General features: G+C 65.8%; 21 protein-coding genes. 15 read left to right on the top strand and 6 right to left on the bottom strand.

What is annotated here, in order from left to right; all coding sequences use genetic code 11:
* The 11 genes from fdx (at position 1) to der (ending at position 9,866) form a co-directional block, all read left to right on the top strand.
* The gene (gene fdx, locus B2X67_RS08175; protein ID WP_090227112.1) at positions 1 to 339 is read left to right on the top strand and encodes an ISC system 2Fe-2S type ferredoxin; all 339 of its coding nucleotides are present in this window, start codon (positions 1 to 3) and stop codon (positions 337 to 339) included.
* Between the two features lie 7 nt (positions 340 to 346).
* On the top strand, positions 347 to 547 hold the full coding sequence (iscX, locus tag B2X67_RS08180) for a Fe-S cluster assembly protein IscX (RefSeq protein WP_286785191.1): 201 nt from the start codon (positions 347 to 349) through the stop codon (positions 545 to 547).
* A gap of 132 nt (positions 548 to 679) precedes the next feature.
* Positions 680 to 1,111: a nucleoside-diphosphate kinase gene (gene ndk / locus B2X67_RS08185; RefSeq protein WP_090227117.1), complete on the top strand. Its 432-nt coding sequence runs from the start codon at positions 680 to 682 to the stop codon at positions 1,109 to 1,111.
* Between the two features lie 24 nt (positions 1,112 to 1,135).
* Positions 1,136 to 2,284 (top strand): 23S rRNA (adenine(2503)-C(2))-methyltransferase RlmN, encoded by a 1,149-nt coding sequence (gene rlmN, locus B2X67_RS08190; protein ID WP_282342585.1) that lies wholly within the window; start codon positions 1,136 to 1,138, stop codon positions 2,282 to 2,284.
* Between the two features lie 11 nt (positions 2,285 to 2,295).
* The gene (gene pilW, locus B2X67_RS08195) at positions 2,296 to 3,054 is read left to right on the top strand and encodes a type IV pilus biogenesis/stability protein PilW (RefSeq protein ID WP_282342583.1); all 759 of its coding nucleotides are present in this window, start codon (positions 2,296 to 2,298) and stop codon (positions 3,052 to 3,054) included.
* Positions 3,054 to 4,046, top strand: a complete 993-nt coding sequence (locus B2X67_RS08200) for a RodZ domain-containing protein (RefSeq protein WP_286785192.1) — start codon at positions 3,054 to 3,056, stop codon at positions 4,044 to 4,046. Before pilW ends, B2X67_RS08200 begins: the two co-directional genes overlap by 1 nt.
* A gap of 6 nt (positions 4,047 to 4,052) precedes the next feature.
* Positions 4,053 to 5,165, top strand: a complete 1,113-nt coding sequence (gene ispG / locus B2X67_RS08205; RefSeq protein ID WP_273232174.1) for a flavodoxin-dependent (E)-4-hydroxy-3-methylbut-2-enyl-diphosphate synthase — start codon at positions 4,053 to 4,055, stop codon at positions 5,163 to 5,165.
* A gap of 18 nt (positions 5,166 to 5,183) precedes the next feature.
* A complete protein-coding gene (gene hisS / locus B2X67_RS08210; RefSeq protein ID WP_286785193.1) occupies positions 5,184 to 6,482 on the top strand; it encodes a histidine--tRNA ligase in 1,299 nt (432 codons plus the stop codon).
* A 60-nt stretch (positions 6,483 to 6,542) separates the two neighbouring features.
* Entirely contained in the window at positions 6,543 to 7,151 is a 609-nt protein-coding gene (locus B2X67_RS08215) for a tetratricopeptide repeat protein (protein ID WP_286785207.1), read from the top strand.
* 1 nt (position 7,152) lies between these two features.
* Positions 7,153 to 8,295 (top strand): outer membrane protein assembly factor BamB, encoded by a 1,143-nt coding sequence (gene bamB / locus B2X67_RS08220; RefSeq protein ID WP_286785194.1) that lies wholly within the window; start codon positions 7,153 to 7,155, stop codon positions 8,293 to 8,295.
* 104 nt (positions 8,296 to 8,399) lie between these two features.
* The gene (der, locus tag B2X67_RS08225; RefSeq protein WP_286785195.1) at positions 8,400 to 9,866 is read left to right on the top strand and encodes a ribosome biogenesis GTPase Der; all 1,467 of its coding nucleotides are present in this window, start codon (positions 8,400 to 8,402) and stop codon (positions 9,864 to 9,866) included.
* A gap of 57 nt (positions 9,867 to 9,923) precedes the next feature.
* Here der and cysE read toward each other — a convergent pair whose 3' ends face one another.
* Entirely contained in the window at positions 9,924 to 10,712 is a 789-nt protein-coding gene (gene cysE, locus B2X67_RS08230; RefSeq protein WP_349677785.1) for a serine O-acetyltransferase, read from the bottom strand.
* Positions 10,713 to 10,895: 183 nt separating this feature from the next.
* Between cysE and B2X67_RS08235 the strand changes: the two genes are divergently transcribed.
* Both B2X67_RS08235 and B2X67_RS08240 read left to right on the top strand, forming a co-directional pair.
* Positions 10,896 to 12,044, top strand: a complete 1,149-nt coding sequence (locus B2X67_RS08235; RefSeq protein WP_286785197.1) for a pyridoxal phosphate-dependent aminotransferase — start codon at positions 10,896 to 10,898, stop codon at positions 12,042 to 12,044.
* Between the two features lie 95 nt (positions 12,045 to 12,139).
* The gene (locus B2X67_RS08240) at positions 12,140 to 12,922 is read left to right on the top strand and encodes an amidohydrolase (RefSeq protein ID WP_286785198.1); all 783 of its coding nucleotides are present in this window, start codon (positions 12,140 to 12,142) and stop codon (positions 12,920 to 12,922) included.
* Between the two features lie 97 nt (positions 12,923 to 13,019).
* Here B2X67_RS08240 and B2X67_RS08245 read toward each other — a convergent pair whose 3' ends face one another.
* The 3 genes from B2X67_RS08245 to B2X67_RS08255 all read right to left on the bottom strand — a co-directional run bounded on the left by B2X67_RS08245 (position 13,020) and on the right by B2X67_RS08255 (position 16,916).
* A complete protein-coding gene (locus tag B2X67_RS08245; protein ID WP_282343639.1) occupies positions 13,020 to 14,084 on the bottom strand; it encodes an NAD(P)-dependent alcohol dehydrogenase in 1,065 nt (354 codons plus the stop codon).
* A gap of 177 nt (positions 14,085 to 14,261) precedes the next feature.
* The gene (gene leuA / locus B2X67_RS08250) at positions 14,262 to 15,938 is read right to left on the bottom strand and encodes a 2-isopropylmalate synthase (RefSeq protein WP_286785199.1); all 1,677 of its coding nucleotides are present in this window, start codon (positions 15,936 to 15,938) and stop codon (positions 14,262 to 14,264) included.
* 309 nt (positions 15,939 to 16,247) lie between these two features.
* Complete coding sequence (locus B2X67_RS08255) at positions 16,248 to 16,916, bottom strand: glutathione S-transferase (protein ID WP_286785200.1); 669 nt, start codon at positions 16,914 to 16,916, stop codon at positions 16,248 to 16,250.
* A gap of 325 nt (positions 16,917 to 17,241) precedes the next feature.
* On the opposite strand from B2X67_RS08255, the gene B2X67_RS20840 reads away from it, so the two are divergent.
* Together B2X67_RS20840 and B2X67_RS08260 are read left to right on the top strand one after the other, a co-directional pair.
* Positions 17,242 to 17,490 (top strand): hypothetical protein, encoded by a 249-nt coding sequence (locus B2X67_RS20840; protein WP_414704004.1) that lies wholly within the window; start codon positions 17,242 to 17,244, stop codon positions 17,488 to 17,490.
* Between the two features lie 93 nt (positions 17,491 to 17,583).
* Positions 17,584 to 18,339 carry a YkgJ family cysteine cluster protein gene (locus B2X67_RS08260; protein ID WP_286785201.1) on the top strand — a complete coding sequence of 252 codons (756 nt, stop codon included), beginning with the start codon at positions 17,584 to 17,586 and terminating at the stop codon, positions 18,337 to 18,339.
* A 113-nt stretch (positions 18,340 to 18,452) separates the two neighbouring features.
* Here the strand turns inward: B2X67_RS08260 and B2X67_RS08265 are convergent, their stop codons facing one another.
* Positions 18,453 to 19,280 (bottom strand): M23 family metallopeptidase, encoded by an 828-nt coding sequence (locus B2X67_RS08265; protein WP_286785202.1) that lies wholly within the window; start codon positions 19,278 to 19,280, stop codon positions 18,453 to 18,455.
* Between the two features lie 53 nt (positions 19,281 to 19,333).
* On the bottom strand, positions 19,334 to 20,036 hold a 703-nt coding region (locus B2X67_RS08270), incomplete at its 5' end, for an exodeoxyribonuclease VII large subunit (RefSeq protein ID WP_286785203.1).

Genomic DNA, 20,036 nt, shown 5'->3' on the forward strand with positions numbered 1-20,036 from the left:
ATGCCGCAAATCGTTTTTCTGCCGCACGCCGAACAATGCCCCGAGGGCGCGGTGATCGAGGCTCAGCCTGGCGAAACCATCATTGCCGCGGCGATGCGTAACGGTATCGAGATCGAGCACGCCTGCGAGATGTCCTGCGCCTGCACCACCTGCCACGTGGTCGTCCGGGAAGGTTTCGCTTCGCTGGAGGCCTCCGACGAGCTGGAGGACGACATGCTCGACAAGGCCTGGGGGCTGGAGCCGGAATCGCGTCTCTCGTGCCAGGCCGTGGTCGGCGAGAAGGACCTGACGGTCGAGATCCCGCGCTACACCATTAACCAGGTTTCGGAAAGACACTGAGGGCGCCATGGGTCTCAAATGGGTCGATGTTCAGGAAATCGCCATCCAGTTGGCCGAGAGCAGGGCGGACGTCGATCCGCGCTTCGTCAATTTCGTCAATCTGCGCAGTTGGGTAGTGGCGCTGCCGGAGTTCGACGACGACGCGCAGCGGGGCGGCGAGAAGGTTCTCGAGGCGATCCAGGCGGCCTGGATCGAAGAGGCCGAGTGAGCGCCGGCAGCGCTGTGGAGCGCCGCCTTCGGCTCCGACGTGCGCACACAGCAGCTTCTACGCATTTAACCGGAACCCGCGTATAATTCGCGGGTTTAATTTTTGCTTAATCCTTGTTTCATGGAGTTTTTCATGGCTGTCGAACGTACTTTTTCCATCATCAAACCCGATGCCGTCGCCAAGAACGTAATCGGCGAAATCGTCACCCGCTTCGAGAAGGCCGGCCTGCGCGTCGTTGCCTCGAAGATGGTCCAGCTTTCCGAGCGTGAAGCGGGCGGTTTCTACGCCGAGCACAGCGAGCGCGGCTTCTTCAAGGACCTGGTTGCCTTCATGACCTCCGGTCCGGTGGTTCTGCAGGTTCTGGAAGGCGAAGGCGCCATCCTGAAAAACCGCGAGCTGATGGGCGCCACCGATCCGAAGAAAGCCGACGCCGGCACTATCCGCGCCGATTTCGCCGTGTCGATCGACGAGAACGCCGTTCACGGTTCCGACTCCGAAGCCTCGGCCGCTCGCGAAATCGCTTACTTCTTCGCCTCCACCGAGGTCTGCGCTCGCATTCGCTGAGGCGAAGGGCGCGAGGGTGAAACCATGACCGAAGCCACCGGCAAGACCAACCTGCTGGGTCTGACCCAGCCGGAAATGGAGCAGTTCTTCGAACGGATCGGGGAAAAGCGTTTTCGTGCCGGCCAGGTGATGAAATGGATTCACCACTTTGGCGTCGATGATTTCGACGCCATGAGCAACCTTGGCAAGGCCCTGCGCGACAAGCTCAAGGGTTGCGCCGAGGTTCGCGGTCCGGAAATCGTCAGCCAGGACATCTCCACCGACGGCACCCGCAAATGGGTGGTGCGCGTGGCATCCGGCAGCTGCGTCGAGACCGTGTACATCCCGCAGGGCGGGCGCGGCACCCTGTGCGTGTCGTCGCAGGCCGGCTGCGCGCTGGACTGCAGTTTCTGCTCCACCGGCAAACAAGGATTCAACAGCGATCTGACCGCGGCCGAAGTCATCGGCCAGGTCTGGATCGCCAACAAGTCGTTCGGCACCGTGCCGGCGAAGATCGATCGCGCCATCACCAACGTGGTGATGATGGGCATGGGCGAGCCGTTGCTGAACTTCGACAACGTGGTCGCCGCCATGACCATCATGATGGACGACCTCGGTTACGGCATCTCCAAGCGCAAGGTGACGCTGTCCACCTCCGGCGTGGCGCCGATGATCGACAAGCTCGGCCAGGTGATCGACGTGTCGCTGGCGCTGTCGCTGCACGCGCCCAACGACGCGTTGCGCAACAAGCTGGTGCCGATCAACCGCAAGTACCCGCTGGCGGTGGTACTGGACGCCTGCAAACGCTACATCGGCGGGCTCGGCGAGAAGCGCTTCCTGACCATCGAGTACACGCTGCTCAAGGACGTCAACGATCAGCCTGAGCACGCCGCCGAGATGATCGCTCTGCTCGCCGACGTGCCGTGCAAGGTCAACCTGATTCCCTTTAACCCGTTTCCCCATTCCGGCTACGAGCGGCCGAGCAACAATGCGATACGGCGGTTTCAGGATCTTCTCCACAAGGCCGGCCACAATGTTACCGTGCGCACCACGCGCGGCGAGGACATCGACGCGGCCTGCGGCCAGTTGGTGGGCCAGGTGCTCGATCGGACCCGCCGCAGCGAACGCTACATCGCCGTGCGCGAGCTGAGTGCCGAGACAGAGAGGCCGCGCAGCGCCGCGAATCGGACTTGAAGGGAGACACCATGACACTGCGCGTTGCGCTGCTCATATGCGTTATCGGCTGGTTGACAGGGTGCGTGTCCACCGGCCATGTCGATCCGATGAAAACCTCCAAGGGCCGGGATCAGGCCCGTGATGCCTACATCCAGCTGGGTATCGGCTATCTGCAGCAGGGCGACACCGAGCGCGCCAAGTCGCCATTGAAAAGCGCGCTGGAGATCGATCCGAGCAACGCCGATGCGCATACGGCGCTGGCGCTCGTGTTCCAGGCGCAGATGGAGCCCAAGCTTGCCGACGAGCATTACCGCAAGGCGTTGGCCGAGCGCGGTAACGACCCGCGCATCCTCAACAACTACGGCGGCTTCCTTTTCGAGCAGAAGGATTACAAGCAGGCCTACCAGCGTTTCGAGCAGGCCTCCACCGATACCTTGTATTCCGAGCGCTCGCGGGTGTTCGAGAACCTCGGCATGACCGCTCTGGCGATGAACCAGCGTGACCTCGCCAAGCAGCATTTCGAACGTGCCCTGCGGCTGAACAACCAGCAGCCGAGGGCGCTGTTCGAGCTGGCGCAGATGTCCTACGAGGACAAGGAATACGTTCCCGCACGTGCCTACTACCAGCGTTTTAGTAGCCTGGCCCCGCAGAACGCCCGTACCCTGCTGCTCGGCATTCGCCTGGCGCGGGTCTTCGAGGATCGGGACACCGCGGCCAGCTATGGCCTGCAACTGAAACGGCTGTATCCCGGCTCGCCGGAATACAAGCAATATCTATCGGAGCAGTGATGAAAACGTCGCAAACCGAAGCTGTCGCGGCGACTCGTACCAACCCGGGCGAGACATTGCGTGCGGCGCGCGAGGAAAAGGGCTGGACGCTGGAAGAGGCGGCCAGCCAGTTGAACCTGACGCCCACCTCGCTGGGCCAGATCGAAGCCGGTTCGTTCGACAAGCTGCCCGGGCACACCTTTGCCCGCGGCTACATCCGCGCCTACGCCAAGCTGCTGGGCATGGACCAGGCGCAGATGGTCAGCGCGTTCGATCATTACACGGGTACCGACGCCAGCGGCAGCAGCGTGCATGCGCTCGGACGCATCGAAGAGCCGATGCGGCTGTCGCAGAACATCCTGCGCTTCGTCAGCTTCGCCTTGCTGGTGGCCCTCGGCCTGGCCGGATTTTTCTGGTGGCAGGGGCAGAGCGACCAGGTCGCGCGCGAGCAGGCCGGTACGCCGATCGAACACGTGGAAGTCGAGAGTGCCGACGGCACCACCCAGATCCATCCGCTGGACGAGCCCGAGGACCAGGCCGTCGTCGAGGCGCGCGAGCCCGACGAGCTGAGCCTGCCGGTTTCGCCTGAGGTCGCCAGTGGCAACGACGAAGCGGCGGCTACGGCGCCGAATGCTGCGGCCGGCGTTGGCCAACCCGCTACGTCGGCCAGTGCGCCTGCCTCTGCTCCGCTGCCGCTGCCAGCCACTCCGACCGCGCCCCAGGCTCCGGCGCAAGCCGCAGCCTCCGAGGTGCCTGTCGCTCCGGCGGCGGGTGAGGGTGTGGTCGCGATCCAGTTCGTGGCGGACTGCTGGACCCAGGTCACCGATGCCTCCGGCAAGGTGCTGGTCAGCATGCTCAAGCGCAAGGGTGACAGCCTGCAGGTGACCGGCAAGGCACCGCTCGAGCTTCGTCTCGGTTACGCCCACGGCGCTCAGGTCAGCTACAACGGCCAGCCCGTGGACATGACGTCCTTTACCCGCGGTGAAACCGCCCGCCTGAAGTTGGGACAATAAGACTCCATGCACAGCGAATCCCCGATCAAACGCCGGCTGTCCCGCAAGATTTGGGTCGGCTCCGTGCCGGTGGGCGGCGATGCGCCGATCTCCGTGCAGAGCATGACCAATACCGACACTTGCGATGTCGCGGCCACGGTCGCGCAGATCAGCCGTCTCGAGCAGGCCGGCGCCGACATCGTGCGTGTTTCGGTGCCGGACATGGACGCCGCCGAAGCCTTCGGCAGGATCAAGCAGCAGGTCAACCTGCCGCTGGTGGCGGATATCCACTTCGATTACCAGATCGCCCTGCGCGTCGCCGAACTGGGTGTGGACTGCCTGCGCATCAACCCCGGCAACATCGGCCGTGAAGACCGCGTGCGCGCGGTGGTCGAGGCGGCGCGCGACAAGGGCATCCCGATCCGCATCGGGGTCAACGCCGGTTCGCTGGAAAAGGACCTGCAGAAGAAGTACGGCGAGCCGACCCCGCAAGCGCTGGTCGAGTCGGCGTTGCGCCATGTCGAGCACCTGGATCGGCTGAACTTCCCGGACTTCAAGGTCAGCGTTAAGGCCTCCGACGTTTTCATGGCGGTCGAGGCCTATCGCCTGCTCGCCAAACAGATCGAGCAGCCCTTGCACCTGGGCATCACCGAGGCCGGCGGCCTGCGTTCGGGTACGGTGAAATCCGCCGTCGGCCTGGGCATGCTGCTTGCCGACGGGATTGGCGATACCATCCGCATCTCGCTGGCCGCCGACCCGGTCGAGGAGATCAAGGTCGGCTTCGATATCCTCAAGTCCCTGCGCCTGCGTTCGCGTGGCATCAACTTCATCGCCTGCCCGAGTTGCTCGCGGCAGAACTTCGATGTGGTGAAGACCATGAACGAGCTGGAAACTCGTGTGGAAGACCTGCTCGTGCCGATGGACGTGGCCGTGATCGGTTGCGTGGTCAACGGGCCCGGCGAGGCCAAGGAGGCGCATATCGGCCTCACCGGCGGCACGCCGAACAACCTGATCTACATCGACGGCAAGCCGGCGCAGAAACTGACCAACGAAAATCTGGTGGATGAGCTGGAACGGCTGATCCGCCAGAAAGCGGCCGAAAAGGCCGAAGCCGACGCGGCACTGATCGCCCGCGGCTGACTTTTTTAAGGATTCTTTGTGAGTAAGACGCTCCAGGCCATTCGTGGCATGAATGACATCCTCCCCGAGCAGACCCCGCTCTGGCGCTATTTCGAGGACAGCGTGGCCCGCCTGCTCGACGGCTACGGCTATCGGCAGATTCGCATGCCCATCGTCGAGTTCACCGAATTGTTCAAGCGCTCCATCGGCGAAGTCACCGACATCGTCGAGAAGGAGATGTACACCTTCGAGGACCGCAACGGCGATTCGCTGACGCTGCGTCCCGAAGGCACCGCCGCCTGCGTGCGCGCCGTGCTGGAGCATGGCCTGACCAGCGGCGGACAGCCGCAGAAGCTCTGGTACGCCGGCCCGATGTTCCGCCACGAGCGCCCGCAGAAGGGTCGCTACCGGCAGTTCCACCAGATCGGCCTGGAAGTGTTCAACCTCGAAGGGCCTGACGTCGACGCCGAGTTGATCGTGCTGACCTGGCGCCTGTGGAAACTGCTCGGCATCCGCGACGCGGTGACCCTCGAACTCAACAGCCTGGGCACGCCCGAGGCGCGCGTGCGTTACCGCGAGGCGCTGGTCGACTACCTGTCCGCGCGTGAAGGCCAGCTCGACGAGGACAGCCGCCGTCGTTTGGCGAGCAACCCGCTGCGGATTCTCGACAGCAAGGACGCCAATACCCAGGCGCTGCTGGTCGACGCGCCGAAACTGGCGGATTACCTGGACGACGAGTCGCAGACGCACTTCGACGGCCTGAAGACCCGTCTGGATGCCGCCGGCATTCCCTACGTGATCAATCCCAAGCTGGTGCGTGGCCTCGACTACTACAGCAAGACGGTGTTCGAGTGGGTCACCGACCAGCTCGGTTCCCAGGGCACGGTGTGTGCCGGCGGCCGCTATGATGGGCTGGTCGAGCAGATGGGCGGCAAGCCGACGCCGGGCGTGGGTTTCGCCATGGGCATCGAGCGCCTGGTGCTGCTGCTGGAAACCCTCGGCAAGGTGCCTGAATCCCTGGCGCGCCAGGTCGACGTCTATCTGTGTGCCTTCGGCGAGGCGGCCGAGGTGGCCGCGCTGGCGCTGTCCGAGCGTCTGCGTGACCAGTTGCCGGACCTGCGCCTGCAGGTCAACGCCGGTGCCGGAAGTTTCAAGAGTCAACTGAAGAAAGCCGACAAGAGTGCCGCGCTGTATGCCCTGATCCTCGGTGAGGATGAGCTGGCGCAGCAGGTGGTCGGCGTCAAACCGCTGCGCGATTCGCTCAAGGGGCAGGGCAACGGTGAACAACGGACCATCGCCTGGGATGCTCTCGCCGAGCACCTGGCAAGCTGCCTCTAACAGGCGTGATCAAGGAGTAATGGCGTGACCTCGCGTACCGAAGACGAAAACCTGGCGCTTATGCGCGACTGGTGGCAGCGCAACGGCAAGCCGCTGTTGACCGGCATCCTGCTAGCGCTGGTGCTGGTGTTTGGCTGGCAGGCCTGGAAGAAGCACGAAACCAACAAGGAGCAGGGCGCTTCGGTCGTGTATCAGCAACTGCTGGAGAGCGTGCTGATGAGCACCGGCCAGCCGGATGCGGCGCGCGTCGCGGACTTGGCCGGTGTGCTGAAGAAGGATTTCCCCGGCACGCATTACGCGCAGTACGGCAGCTTCTTCGTAGCCAAGGTGGCGGTCGAGTCGGGCAAGCTGGACGACGCCGTCGCCGAGCTGCAGCCGATCGTCGACAAGCCAGCCGACGCGGTGCTCGGCGAGCTGGCGCGTCAGCGTCTGGCGCGCGTGCTCGCGGCCCAGGACAAGGCCGAAGAGGCACTCAAGCTGCTCGATGGCGACGCCGACAAGGCGTTCGTCGCCAGCCGCGAAGAAATCAAGGGTGATCTGCTGGCGAAGCTGGGCCGTACCGACGACGCGCACGGCGCTTACGAGAAGGCCAAAGCGGCGCTCTCCGATGAGGCTGCCGTGGGTACCCTGCAAATGAAACTCGACGACCTGGCGAAAGGGGATGCGTGACGTGAAGCACTGGAAATATGCCGCAGTGCTGACCCTGGCCGTGCTGGCCGTGGGTTGCAGCAGCAACAGCAAGAAGGAATTGCCGCCCGCCGAACTGGTCAAGTTCGACGCGGAGGTGAAGCTCGACGAACAGTGGAGCCGCTCCGTCGGCGACGGTCAGGGCGACCTCTACAACCTGCTGACTCCGGCCGTTGACGGCGACAGCATCTTCGCTGCCGGCGCGGACGGCGATGTCATGGCGCTGGACCGCGAAACCGGCAAGGTGCTCTGGAAGAAGGACCTCGAAGCGCCGGTATCCGGCGGCGTCGGCGTCGGCTCGGGAATGGTCCTGCTCGGCACCCTGAAAGGTGAAGTGATCGCCCTCGACGCCGCCAGTGGCGAAGAGAAGTGGCGTGCGCGAGTCACCAGCGAGGTGCTTTCGGCGCCCGCCACCAATGGTGACATCGTCGTGGTTCAGACCCAGGACGACCGCCTGATCGGCCTCGAGGCCAGCACCGGTACGCAGCGCTGGATCTACGAAAACTCTCCGGCCGTGCTGACCCTGCGTGGCACCGGCGCGCCGGTCGTGACCAACAACCTGGCCATCGCCGGGCTGTCCACCGGCAAGGTCATCGCCGTCGACACCCAGCGCGGCCTGCCGGTCTGGGAACAGCGCGTAGCCGTGCCGCAGGGCCGTTCCGAGCTGGATCGCGTGGTCGACATCGACGGCGGCCTGCTGCTCTCGGGCAACACGCTGTACGTCGTCACCTACCAGGGTCGCCTGGCCGGTCTCGACCTGCAGACCGGCCGGGTGCTCTGGCAGCGCGATGCGTCCAGCTACGTCGGCGTCGCCGAAGGTTTCGGCAGCGTCTACGTGAGCCAGGCCAGCGGCACCGTCGAAGGCATCGACGAGCGCTCGACCTCGGCGCTGTGGAGCAACGACTCCCTGGCCCGTCGCGAGCTGTCGGCGCCGGCGGTGTTCTCCAGCTATGTCGCGGTCGGCGACATCGAGGGCTACCTGCACCTGCTCAGCCAGGTCGATGGGCGCTTCGTCGCTCGCGAGCGCATTGACAGCGACGGCTTGCGCGTCCGCCCGCTGGTCGTCGGCGACACGCTGTATGCCTTCGGCAACAGCGGCAAACTGGTCGCGATGAAAATCCGCTGACCTGCGGCGGGCCGGCATTTGCCGGTCGCTGTGCTTAACTTTTCGTCGGCCGCTGCCCCCGCAGCGGCCGACGTGTTTTCGTAGATTCAACGCTGGAGGAGCCAATGGTTCCGGTAATCGCCCTGGTGGGCCGCCCCAACGTGGGCAAGTCGACCCTGTTCAACCGCCTGACCCGCACCCGCGACGCGATCGTCGGTGACCTGTCGGGCCTGACCCGCGATCGTCAGTACGGCGAAGCCAAGTGGGAAGGGCGCAGCTACATCCTGGTCGACACCGGCGGCATTTCCGGCGACGAAGAGGGCATCGACGAGAAGATGGCCGAGCAGTCGCTGCTGGCCATCGAGGAAGCCGATGTCGTGCTATTCCTGGTCGACGCCCGTGCCGGGCTGACCGCCGGCGACCAGATGATTGGCGAGCACCTGCGCAAGCGCAACAAGCGCAGCTACCTGGTGGTGAACAAGGTCGACAACATCGACCCGGACATCGCCCGGGCCGAGTTCGCCCCGATGGGCCTCGGCGAGGCGTTGCCGATTGCCGGCGCGCACGGTCGCGGCATCACCCAGATGCTCGAAGTGGCGCTGGGCGACTTCGCCCGCAACGAGGAAGAGAACGCCCTCGACGAGGACGTCGCCGAAGGCGAGGAAGCCAAGCGTATTCCCGGCCCGAGCGAGAAGGACGGCATCAAGATCGCCATCATCGGCCGGCCCAACGTGGGCAAGTCGACGCTGGTCAACCGCATGCTCGGCGAAGACCGTGTGGTGGTCTATGACCAGCCCGGCACCACCCGCGACAGCATCTACATCCCCTTCGAGCGCAACGACGAGAAGTACACGCTGATCGACACCGCCGGCGTGCGCAAGCGCGGCAAGATCCACGAGGAAGTCGAGAAGTTCTCGGTAGTGAAGACGCTGCAGGCGATCAAGGACGCCAACGTGGTGATCTTCGTCATGGATGCCCGCGAAGGCGTGGTCGACCACGACCTCAACCTGCTCGGCTTCGCCATCGAGTCCGGTCGGGCGCTGGTGATCGCGTTGAACAAGTGGGACGGCATGGAGCCGGGCGAGCGCGACTACGTGAAGACCGAGTTGGAGCGCCGGCTGTTCTTCGTCGACTATGCTGACATCCACTTCATCTCCGCGCTGCACGGCACCGGCGTCGGCAACCTGTACAAGTCGGTGCAGGCCTCGTTCACCTCGGCGATCACCCGCTGGCCGACCAACCGACTGACGCAGATCCTCGAGGACGCGGTGCAGGAGCACCAGCCGCCGATGGTCAGCGGGCGCCGTATCAAGCTGCGCTACGCCCACCTCGGCGGTGCCAACCCGCCGCTGATCGTTATCCACGGCAACCAGGTGGACGCGGTGCCGAAGTCCTACACGCGCTACCTGGAAAACACCTTCCGCCGCGTGCTGAAACTGGTCGGCACGCCGATCCGCATCGAGTACAAGGGCGGCGACAACCCCTACGAGGGCAACAAGAACACCCTCACCGATCGCCAAGTGAACAAGAAGCGCCGCCTGATGAGCCACCACAAGAAGGCCGAGAAGAAGCGTCGCGACAAGAAGCGCTGATGCTTCTGCAGGCGGACGCCTGCCGCTCCTGCCCGAACGAGGCGCCGTCCTGGCGCCTCAGCTGTCCTGATCGAACGACTGGTCCATGTCCAGCGCCGGCTGCTCGTGGCGCGGCGTGCCTACCCGGCGCGCCGGGTTGCCGACCACGGTGGTGTGCGCCGCCACGTTGGCCAGCACCACGCTGCCGGCGCCGACCTTGGCGCCTTCGCCTATCTCGATGTTGCCGAGGATCTTCGCCCCGGCGCCGATCATCACGCCGCAGCGCACCTTGGGGTGTCGATCGCCGCATTCCTTGCCGGTGCCGCCGAGGGTCACGCCCTGCAGGATCGAGACGTTGTCCCCGACCACCGCGGTTTCGCCGATGACGATGCCGCTGCCGTGATCGAACATGATCCCCCGGCCGATGCGGCTGGCCGGGTTGATGTCGATGGCCAGGCGTTCGTTGCTGCGCGACTGGATGAACATCGACAGCAGGCGGTTGCCGTCGAGGTGCAGCCGGTGCGCGAGGCGGTACGCCTGCAAGGCGAGAAATCCCTTGGAGAAGAGGAACACCTCGAGCATCGACTCGAACGCCGGGTCGCGGCTGACGGTGGCCTGCAGGTCCTGCCAGGCGGCTTCGGCGAGCGCCGGCTCCTCGCGGTGGAGCAGGGCGAAACGTTCCGCCAGCGCGGCTTCCTGCTGGGTTCCCGATGCCAGGCCCTGGGCGACGCGGTGCGCCAGCGCCGTGCCGAAGCTTTCGTGGGCGAGTAGCGCGTGCTGCAGGATGGCGGACAGGGCCGGCTCGCGGGTGCTGGCGTGTTCGGCCTCCGCGCGAATCTCGTTCCAGGGCGATGGCGTGGGAATCATGCGGGTCATGCTGGGCTCTCCGCCGGCGTGGGGCGCGCAGGATAGGACAGCGCGGGCGATTGGCAAAGAGTCTACGCCTTCGCCGGCGCTTATCGATGACGGCCTCGAATCCGCCCGCCGGCATCGGCTATTCTTGCCTGCCCGGTCCCCGCGACCCATCCCGGCCCCGTCCAGATAGCCACCATGATCGTCAGCAAACTGCCCCACGTCGGCACAACCATCTTTACCCGCATGTCGCAGCTCGCCGCGCAGACCGGGGCGATCAACCTGTCCCAGGGCTTTCCCGACTACGACGGCCCCGAGGCGCTGCGCGAGGCGGTCGGCCGGCATATCGCCAGCGGCCACAACCAGTACGCGCCGATGACCGGGTTGCCGGCGTTGCGTGAGCAGGTCGCGGCGAAGATCGGCACCCTTTACGGCCGCACGGTCGACGCCGACAGCGAGGTGACCATCACCCCCGGCGCGACCCAGGCGATCTTCTGCGCGATCCAGGCCCTGGTGCGCCCGGGCGATGAGGTCATCGTCTTCGACCCCTGCTACGACAGCTACGAGCCTTCCGTGGAGCTGGCCGGTGGCCGTTGCGTGCACCTGCAACTGCAGGCGCCCGAATTCACCCTCGACTGGGCGGCGCTGGAGCGCGCGCTGAACGCGCGTACCCGGCTGATCGTGCTGAACACGCCGCACAATCCCAGTGGTTCGCTGATCGGCCGGGCCGACCTCGACCGCCTCGCCGAGCTGATCCGCGGCCGTGACCTCTACCTGCTCAGCGACGAGGTCTATGAGCACCTGGTATTCGACGGCGTCGCCCACGCCAGCGTGCTGTCCCACGACGAACTGTACGCGCGCGCCTTCGTGGTCAGCTCCTTCGGCAAGACCTACCACGTCACCGGCTGGAAGACCGGCTACGTGGTGGCGCCGCCGGCGCTCAGCGCCGAGCTGCGCAAGGTCCACCAGTACGTCAGTTTCTGCGGCGTGACCCCGTTGCAGTACGCCCTGGCGGATTTCATGGCCGAACACCCGGAGCACGTCAGCGAGTTGCCGGCCTTCTACCAGGCCAAGCGCGACCTGTTCTGCGACCTGCTGGCCGACTCGCGTTTCGTCTTCACGCCGGCGGCCGGCACCTATTTCCAGCTGGTCGACTATTCGGCGATCCGCCCGGACCTCGACGATGTGCAGATGGCCGAATGGCTGACCCGCGAACACGGCGTCGCGGCCATCCCGATCTCGGTGTTCTACCAGTCCGCCCCCAGCGACCTGCGCCTGGTGCGCTTCTGCTTCGCCAAGCGCGAGGAAACCCTGCGCGAGGCCGCGCGGCGGCTCAGCGCGATCTGAGCCGTTCGTAGGGTGCGCCATGCGCACCGTGCATTCACTCCAATCCTGGATCGATGCGCCAGAAGCATCCGCGTCCTACGCAAAAGGAGCATCGCATGAGCAAGCAGGAACACCTCGAACTGGCCCTGATCCAGACCACCCTGGCCTGGCACGACCCGGAGGCCAACCGCGCGCATTTCGAGGCGCGGCTGGAGCAGGCGCGCGGCGCCGACCTGATCGTCCTGCCGGAGATGTTCAGCACCGGCTTCTCGATGCATTCCGAGCACCTGGCCGAGCCCGAGGACGGCGCCACCAGCGTCTGGCTGCGCGAACAGGCGCAGCGCCTGGATGCGGTCGTGACCGGCAGCCTGATCGTGCGCGATGCCTCCGGGTTTCACCGCAACCGGCTGCTCTGGGCAACGCCGGACGGCGAACTGCTGCACTACGACAAACGCCATCTGTTCCGCATGGCGGGCGAGCACCAGCACTACACCCCGGGCGAGCGCCAGGTGCTGTTCGAACTCAAGGGCTGGCGGGTGCGCCCGCTGGTCTGCTACGACCTGCGCTTCCCGGTGTGGAGCCGCGACCCGCACGATACCGACCTGCTGCTGTACGTCGCCAACTGGCCTGCGGCGCGCCGGCAGCACTGGAACCGTCTGCTGCCGGCGCGGGCGATCGAGAACCTCTGCTACGTGGCGGCGGTGAACCGCATCGGCGAAGACGGCAAGGGGCACGCCTACAGCGGCGACAGCCAGGTGCTGGACTTCCAGGGCGATTGCCTGCTGGATGCCCACGATGCCGACGGCGTGTTCCGCATCGCCCTGTCGGCGGCCGAGCTGCATGCCTATCGCGAGCGTTTCCCGGCCTATCGGGATGCCGACGCCTTTCACCTCGAATAGGTGCGAGACGGTGCGCGCGGCGCACCCTACAAAAACGGCGCCCCGCTGGCGCCGTTTGCTGGATCGTAGGGTGCGCCGTGCGCACCGCAGTTGGAACTCAGGCGGCCTTTCCGGCTTCCTTCAGCGTCGCCATGTCGATCACGAAACGGTACTTCACATCGCTCTTGAGCATGCGCTCGTAGGCTTCGTTGATGTCCTGCATCGCGATCATCTCGATGTCCGAGACGATGCCGTGCTCGGCGCAGAAGTCGAGCATCTCCTGGGTCTCGGCGATGCCGCCGATCAGCGAGCCGGCCAGGCGACGACGCTTGAAGATCAGGCTGAACACCTCCGGCGACGGATGCGGCGTTTCCGGGGCACCGACCAGGGTCATGGTCGCGTCGCGCTTGAGCAGGCCAAGGAAGGCGTCGAGGTTGTGCGGCGCGGCCACGGTGTTGAGGATGAAGTCGAAGCTATTGGCATGGGCCGCCATCTCGTCCGCGTTCTTCGACACCACCACTTCGGCGGCGCCCAGGCGCAAGGCGTCTTCACGCTTGTTCGGCGAGGTGGTGAACAGCACCACGTGCGCGCCCATCGCCGCGGCGATCTTCACGGCCATGTGGCCAAGGCCGCCGAGGCCGACCACGCCAACCTTGTCGCCGTGCTTGACGTTCCACTGGCGCAGCGGCGAGTAGGTGGTGATGCCGGCGCAGAGCAGCGGCGCCACCGCGGCCAGGTTGTCGCTGTGGCTGATGCGCAGAACGAACTTCTGGTTGACCACGATGTTGTCCGAGTAGCCGCCGAAGGTGTTCTCGCCGCCGAATACTGGACCGTTGTAGGTGCCAGTGAAACCGTTCTCGCAGTACTGCTCCAAGCCTTCGCCACAGGACGGGCAGGACTGGCAACTGTCCACCATGCAGCCGACGCCGGCGGTATCGCCGACCTTGAAGTTCTTCACGTTGGCGCCGACGGCGACCACCTTGCCGACGATCTCGTGGCCGGGCACGGACGGGTAGAGGGTGTTCTTCCATTCGTTGCGCGCGGTGTGCAGGTCGGAGTGGCAGACGCCGCAGTAGAGGATGTCGATCTGCACGTCGTCGGCACCGACTTCGCGGCGCTGGAACGAGTACGGCGCAAGGGTGGCGCTGGGGTTCTGGGCGGCATAGCCGAAGGTCTTGATCATGTCGGGTTCCTCTTGCGGATGGTCAAAGGCAAAGCCTACGGCAGATGCCGCGCCAATCGGTTGCTCAGAGCTGCTCGGTCGTTGCCTGATCGTCCGAGAGAGGGCTGCAGCATCTCGGCAGCGACGGCAACGAAAAAGGGATGCCGAAGCATCCCTTTTGCGTTACAGCGCGCCGGATCAGGCGGCGCGGTGCTTCTGCCCGGCCTGTTTCACCGCGCGGTTGAGGGCGCTGAACAGCGCGCGGAAGCTCGCCGTGGTGATGTTCTCGTCGATGCCGATGCCGTGCAGCGGGCGTTCGCCATCGAGACGGATCTCGATGTAGGACGCGGCCTTGGCGTTGGCGCCGGCGCCGATGGCGTGCTCGTGGTAGTCCATGATTTCCACCTTGACCGGTAGGGCGGACACCAGGGCTTCCAGCGGACCCTTGCCGATGCCGTGCAGGTGCCGGGCTTCGCCGTCGACCAGCACGTCGAGGTCGACCGCGCTGGTGCCGTTCTCTTCCTGCAGGCGATGGCTCTTGAGTGCGTAAGGCGCGCTGGTCTGCAGGTATTCGCGCTCAAGCAACTGGTGGATCTGCTTGGCGGTCATCTCCAGGCCGAGGCGGTCGGTCTCGCCCTGCACCACCTGGCTGAACTCGATCTGCATGCGGCGCGGCAGGCTGATGCCGTACTCCTGCTCGAGGAGGAAGGTGATGCCGCCCTTGCCGGACTGGCTGTTCACCCGGATCACCGCCTCGTAATCGCGGCCGATGTCGGCCGGATCGATCGGCAGGTACGGCACTTCCCAGAGGGTGCCTTCCTTCTGCTGGGCGAAGCCCTTGCGGATGGCATCCTGGTGCGAACCAGAGAACGCGGTGTGCACCAGGTCGCCAACGTAGGGGTGGCGCGGGTGCACCGGCAACTGGTTGCAGTCCTCGACCACCTTGCGCACCGCGTCGATGTCGGAGAAGTCCAGCCGCGGGTCGACGCCCTGGGTGTAGAGGTTCAGCGCCAGGGTCACCAGGCAGACGTTGCCGGTGCGCTCGCCGTTGCCGAACAGGCAGCCTTCTACGCGATCGGCGCCGGCCATCACCGCCAGCTCCGAAGCGGCGACGCCGGTGCCACGATCATTGTGGGTGTGCACGCTGATCAGCACGCTGTCGCGGCGGTCGACGTGACGGCCGAACCATTCGATCTGGTCGGCGTAGTTGTTCGGCGTGGCGCACTCGATGGTGGCCGGCAGGTTGAGGATCAACGGGTTCGCCGGGGTCGGCTGGAACACCTCGATCACCGCGTTGCACACCTCGACCGCGAAGTCGATCTCGGTGCTGCTGAACACTTCCGGCGAGTACTCGAAGCCCCACTGGGTGTCCGGCGCGGCGGCGGCCAGGCGCTTGATGGTGGTGCCGGCGGCCACGGCGATGGCTTTGACGCCGGCCTTGTCCTGGTTGAAGACGATCTTGCGGAAGCTAGGCGCGCAGGCGTTGTAGTAGTGGACGATGGCCTTCTTGGCGCCCTTTAGGGACTCGAAGGTGCGCTCGATGAGGTCGTCACGCGCCTGGGTCAGCACCTGGATGGTCACGTCGTCCGGGATGTGGCCGCCTTCGATCAGCTCGCGGACGAAGTCGAAATCGGTCTGCGAGGCGGACGGGAAGCCCACTTCGATTTCCTTCAGGCCCACGGCGACCAGGCACTTGAAGAAGCGCATCTTCTTCTCGGCGTCCATCGGCTCGATCAGCGACTGGTTGCCGTCGCGCAGGTCGGTGGACAGCCAGATCGGCGCCTTGTCGATGATCTTGTCCGGCCAGGTACGGTCGGGGATATCGATGCGCGTGAAGGGGCGGTACTTGTGCGACGGATCTTTGAGCATGCTCATGGGGCGTTCCTGAAATCGTGGGTTGGCCAACCGGCCGGAGAGGTTGCGGGCGTCGATCAGAGGAAGCGACGCAGTCGCGGACTGACCAGGCTCAGGCAGGCGAGTTGGCGAAGCAGCAGGAGGGTTTGATCGTTCGGCATGGGGCCACACTAATCAGCGTGGATGCTTATGGCAAGGAAGTTGAAAAAAACGATAGAAAAGCGCGCCAGAAGAATTTTTTCTATATTTTTAGCCAAGCCTTGCGCTTGAAATGCAGAATTATTGCGAAGGCATAGCGCGTCGCAGCAGCGCCGCGACGCGCCGGGGCGATCACTCGGCGTAGGCGTACTCGCCGCCACGCTCCAGGGCGCGCCGGTAGGCGGGGCGTGCGTGGATGCGTTCGAGGAAGGCCTTGAGCCGGGGCCGGCTGGCATCCAGCCCGCCGCGCGAGGCGGCCGCTTCCAGCGGGAAACTCATCTGAATGTCGGCGGCGCTGAAGGCGTCGCCGGCGAACCATTCGCTCTTGCCCAGTTCGCTTTCCAGGTAATCCAGGTTGCGCCGCAGTTGCGGCTCGATGAAGGCGCCCTTCACCTTGCCGGCGATGCCGCGCGCGATGGGCTTGGCGAAGAACGGCATCGGCGCCGTCTCCATCTTGTCGAACACCAGCTTGAGCAGCAGCGGCGGCATCGCCGAGCCTTCCGCGAAGTGCAGCCAGTAGGTGCAGCGCAGGCGCTCGGGCGAGCCCGCGGCCGGCAGCAGCCAGTCGCCATAGCGGCAGGCGAGGTATTCGACGATGGCCCCGGACTCGGCCAGGGTCAGCTCGCCATCGGTGATCACCGGCGACTTGCCCAGCGGATGTATCGCGCGCAGTTCGGGCGGCGCCAGCATCGTCTGCGGGTCGCGCTGGTAGCGTTTGATCTCGTACTCGGTGCCGGTTTCCTCGAGCAGCCAGAGGATGCGCTGCGAGCGCGAGTTGTTCAGGTGGTGGACGGTGATCATGCAAAGCTCCCTGGGAGGATGTTGTTGTTCGACTGGTGCATGCGCGCATCGTGCGGGCGTTATCCGCTATCTTCGTCGTACGCGCGGCTGTTGTCGCCCATTAACGAAGTCACTCATCCAGAGCGCTGCATGAACCGCCTGAATATTCTTTGCCTCGCCGGTCTGCTGTGCCTGCTCGCCGCCTGCGCCCAGCGGCCCTACCGCGACGAGCCGCTGCCCCTCGAACAGCGCCTCGCACTGCTGGGCTTGCGCCAGGGCGAGGCGGTGGATCGATCCTCGGCTTCACATCAGCGGCTGGCAGTACCTCGACACCCACCACATCACGCTGGACAGCGGCGTCGGGCGCAACTTCCTGATTATCTTCTCCAATCCCTGCTACAACCTCGAGTCCGGCAACCGCATCGGCTACAGCACCACCGGCGGCTCGCTGACCCGGCTGGACAAGATCGTCGCCATCGACAACGGCATGCCCCAAGGCCTGCCTGATCGGCGACATCTACCGGCTGGAAAAGGTCGATGGGGCGGCGCCGGCGAAGGGCCGGGGCGAGTGAGGCGTAGCGCGTTGCCCCGCTGACCCATGCCTGATGGGCACCTGGCACATATAGTGCTGAAAGGGTTCTCGTCTCCAATGCGACGGTTTTCAGTCGCCCGATCACAGGTGTGCGTAATGACGACCCGATTCTCCTGTGCCGGCTGCGGCAAGTGCTGCCAGGACCACCACGTTCCGTTGACCCTCGACGAAGCCCGCCAGTGGGCCGAGGACGGCGGTGTGCTGATCGTGCTGGTCGAGGGCTTTCTCGATGGCGACCGCCGCTTGCCGGCGGCCCAGCGCGAGCACGCACAGCGGCGTTCTCTGGCCGTTCGCTGCGGTTCCGTGGATGCCCACGTGTCAGTTACCTTCGCGGCCTACAACGTCGGCGCGTGCCGGAACCTGGGCGCCGACATGCGCTGCGCCATTTATGACCGGCGGCCGCTGGTGTGCCGGATCTACCCGATGGAAATCAACCCGCACATTCCTCTGCGCACCGCGCTCAAGGAGTGCCCGAGTGAGGCCTGGGAGGAGGGGCCGGTGCTGATTCACGGCGGCCATCTGGTTGACCTGCAACTGGCCGAGCTGATCGAGCGCTCGCGCCAGGCCGATCGCGATGAAATCGCCGACAAGGTGGCGATCTGCTCATTACTGGGCATCCGCACCATGGCACTCAAGGGCGACGGCTTCGCCGCCTACCTGCCGGACATGCGCGCCTTCCAGCAGGCCTGCGAGCGCGTTCGCCGCGACGGCCTGGCGGCCCAGGCGGGAGAGACCAGCTGGCTGTTCCATGCGCCTGACCAAGCCCTGGTGGCGCAACTGGAGGAGACCGGCGCGCGCCTCGCCGCGGCCATGGAAAACTTCGCCTACATCTCCCTGCGCAAGGCGTCCTGACGCGCACGGATACGGCGATCGCCGTCGCGGTAGTCCGCGTGTTTCGCCTGCAGGTGTCGCGCTAAGCCTACGCGTCGCTCTAGACCGCCAGGGCGGTTCGATGGCCTGGGCGCTCAGGGTTTGAACGCGCCGATGAAGATCGCCGGGTCGACGCGCACGCCGTTGAGGCTGACGTTCCAGTGCATGTGCGGGCCGGTAGCGCGCCCCGTGGAGCCGACGCGGCCGACCACGCCGCCGCGCGGGACTTCGTCGCCGACCTTCACGTCGATCTTCGACAGGTGGCAGAACATGCTGATCAGGCCCTGGCCATGGTCGACGAACACCGTGTTGCCGTTGAAGAACAGGTTGCCGACCAGGGTCACCTTGCCGGCCGCTGGCGCCTTGATCGGCGTGCCGGCGGGCACCGCGAAGTCCAGCCCGGAGTGGGCGTTGCGCTCCTCGCCATTGAAGAACCGGCGCAGGCCGAAGGGCGACGACAGCGGCCCGTCCACCGGCTTGTCGAACAGCAGGTTGCTCGGCTGGCGCGCGGCGAAGTTGTCGTAGGCGCGGTTCTGTTCGGCCAGCTCGCGGTCGATGCGGATCAGGTCCTCGGCCAGCGGATTGACCTGGCGGGTGTTCTTCAGGGTGATGCGCTGTTCCTTGTAGTGCTTGGCGCCGACCTGGAACGCCAGCGTGCGCCCCGAGCCTTCGAGCCTGAGCGACTGTGCGCCGGGCTTGGCGGTCAGCGGGATGCCGACGATGGCGATCCAGCGGTTGTCTTCCTTCACCACCAGCACCGGCTTGCCCAGGTAGCTGGCCCGTGGCGCCTGCGCCTGCTCGCCCAGCGGCACCACCGCCAAGCCGCCGGGCACCGGCTTGTTCAACAGGCGACTGACGAAGCCCTCGGCCTGTACGGGCAGTGCGAGGATCAGGGCGAACAGCATCAGCAGTACGCGGGGCATCGGGGATTCCTGGTGGAGGCGCGGCCGGAGCCGCGCGGAGAAGGTCGAGTAACTCAGAGCAGCGGCAGGGTCACCTGTTCCAGGTGGTTGTCTTCCACCCGGACTTCCAGCTCGCCATCGCCCAGGCGCGCCTTCAGGCGTTGGCCGGGGTGGGTCTGCGCGGCGGCGCGGATCGCCTTGCCGCGATCGTCGAGGAGTATCGAATAACCGCGGCCGAGGGTGGCCAGCGGGCTGACCACGTTGAGTGTCTGCGCCAGCGCATGAAGGTTCTGGCGCCGTTGCCGGAGGGCGTCGTTCATCGCCCGCGGCAGACGCGACTGCAGGTGTTCCAGACGCTGGCGCAGCAAGGTCAGCGCGCGTCCCGGATGCTGCGCGGCGAGCCGTGTCTCCAGGCGCGCCAGGCGTTCGTGGGAGATCGCCAGACGCCGTTCCAGGGCCCGGCTCAGGCGTTGTTCCAGATCGTCGATGCGCTGCGATTGCTGCAGCAGGCGTTCGCCCGGATGACGCAGGCGGCGCGCCAGGTGCTCCAGGCGCTGGGCATCGCGGTGCAGGCGATCCTGCATGCGCAGCAGCAGGCGGCGACGCAGGCCGTCGAGGCGCAGGCGCAGGTCGGCGCTGTGCGGGGCGAGCAGTTCGGCGGCGGCTGAAGGCGTCGGCGCGCGCACGTCGGCGACGAAGTCGGCGATCGACACGTCGGTCTCGTGACCGACGGCGCTGACGATCGGCGTCACGCAGGCGTCGATGGCGCGCGCCACG

The organism is Pseudomonas sp. UBA3153 (genome assembly GCF_002364635.1).
In the GTDB taxonomy this organism is placed as follows: domain Bacteria; phylum Pseudomonadota; class Gammaproteobacteria; order Pseudomonadales; family Pseudomonadaceae; genus Pseudomonas_O; species Pseudomonas_O kuykendallii.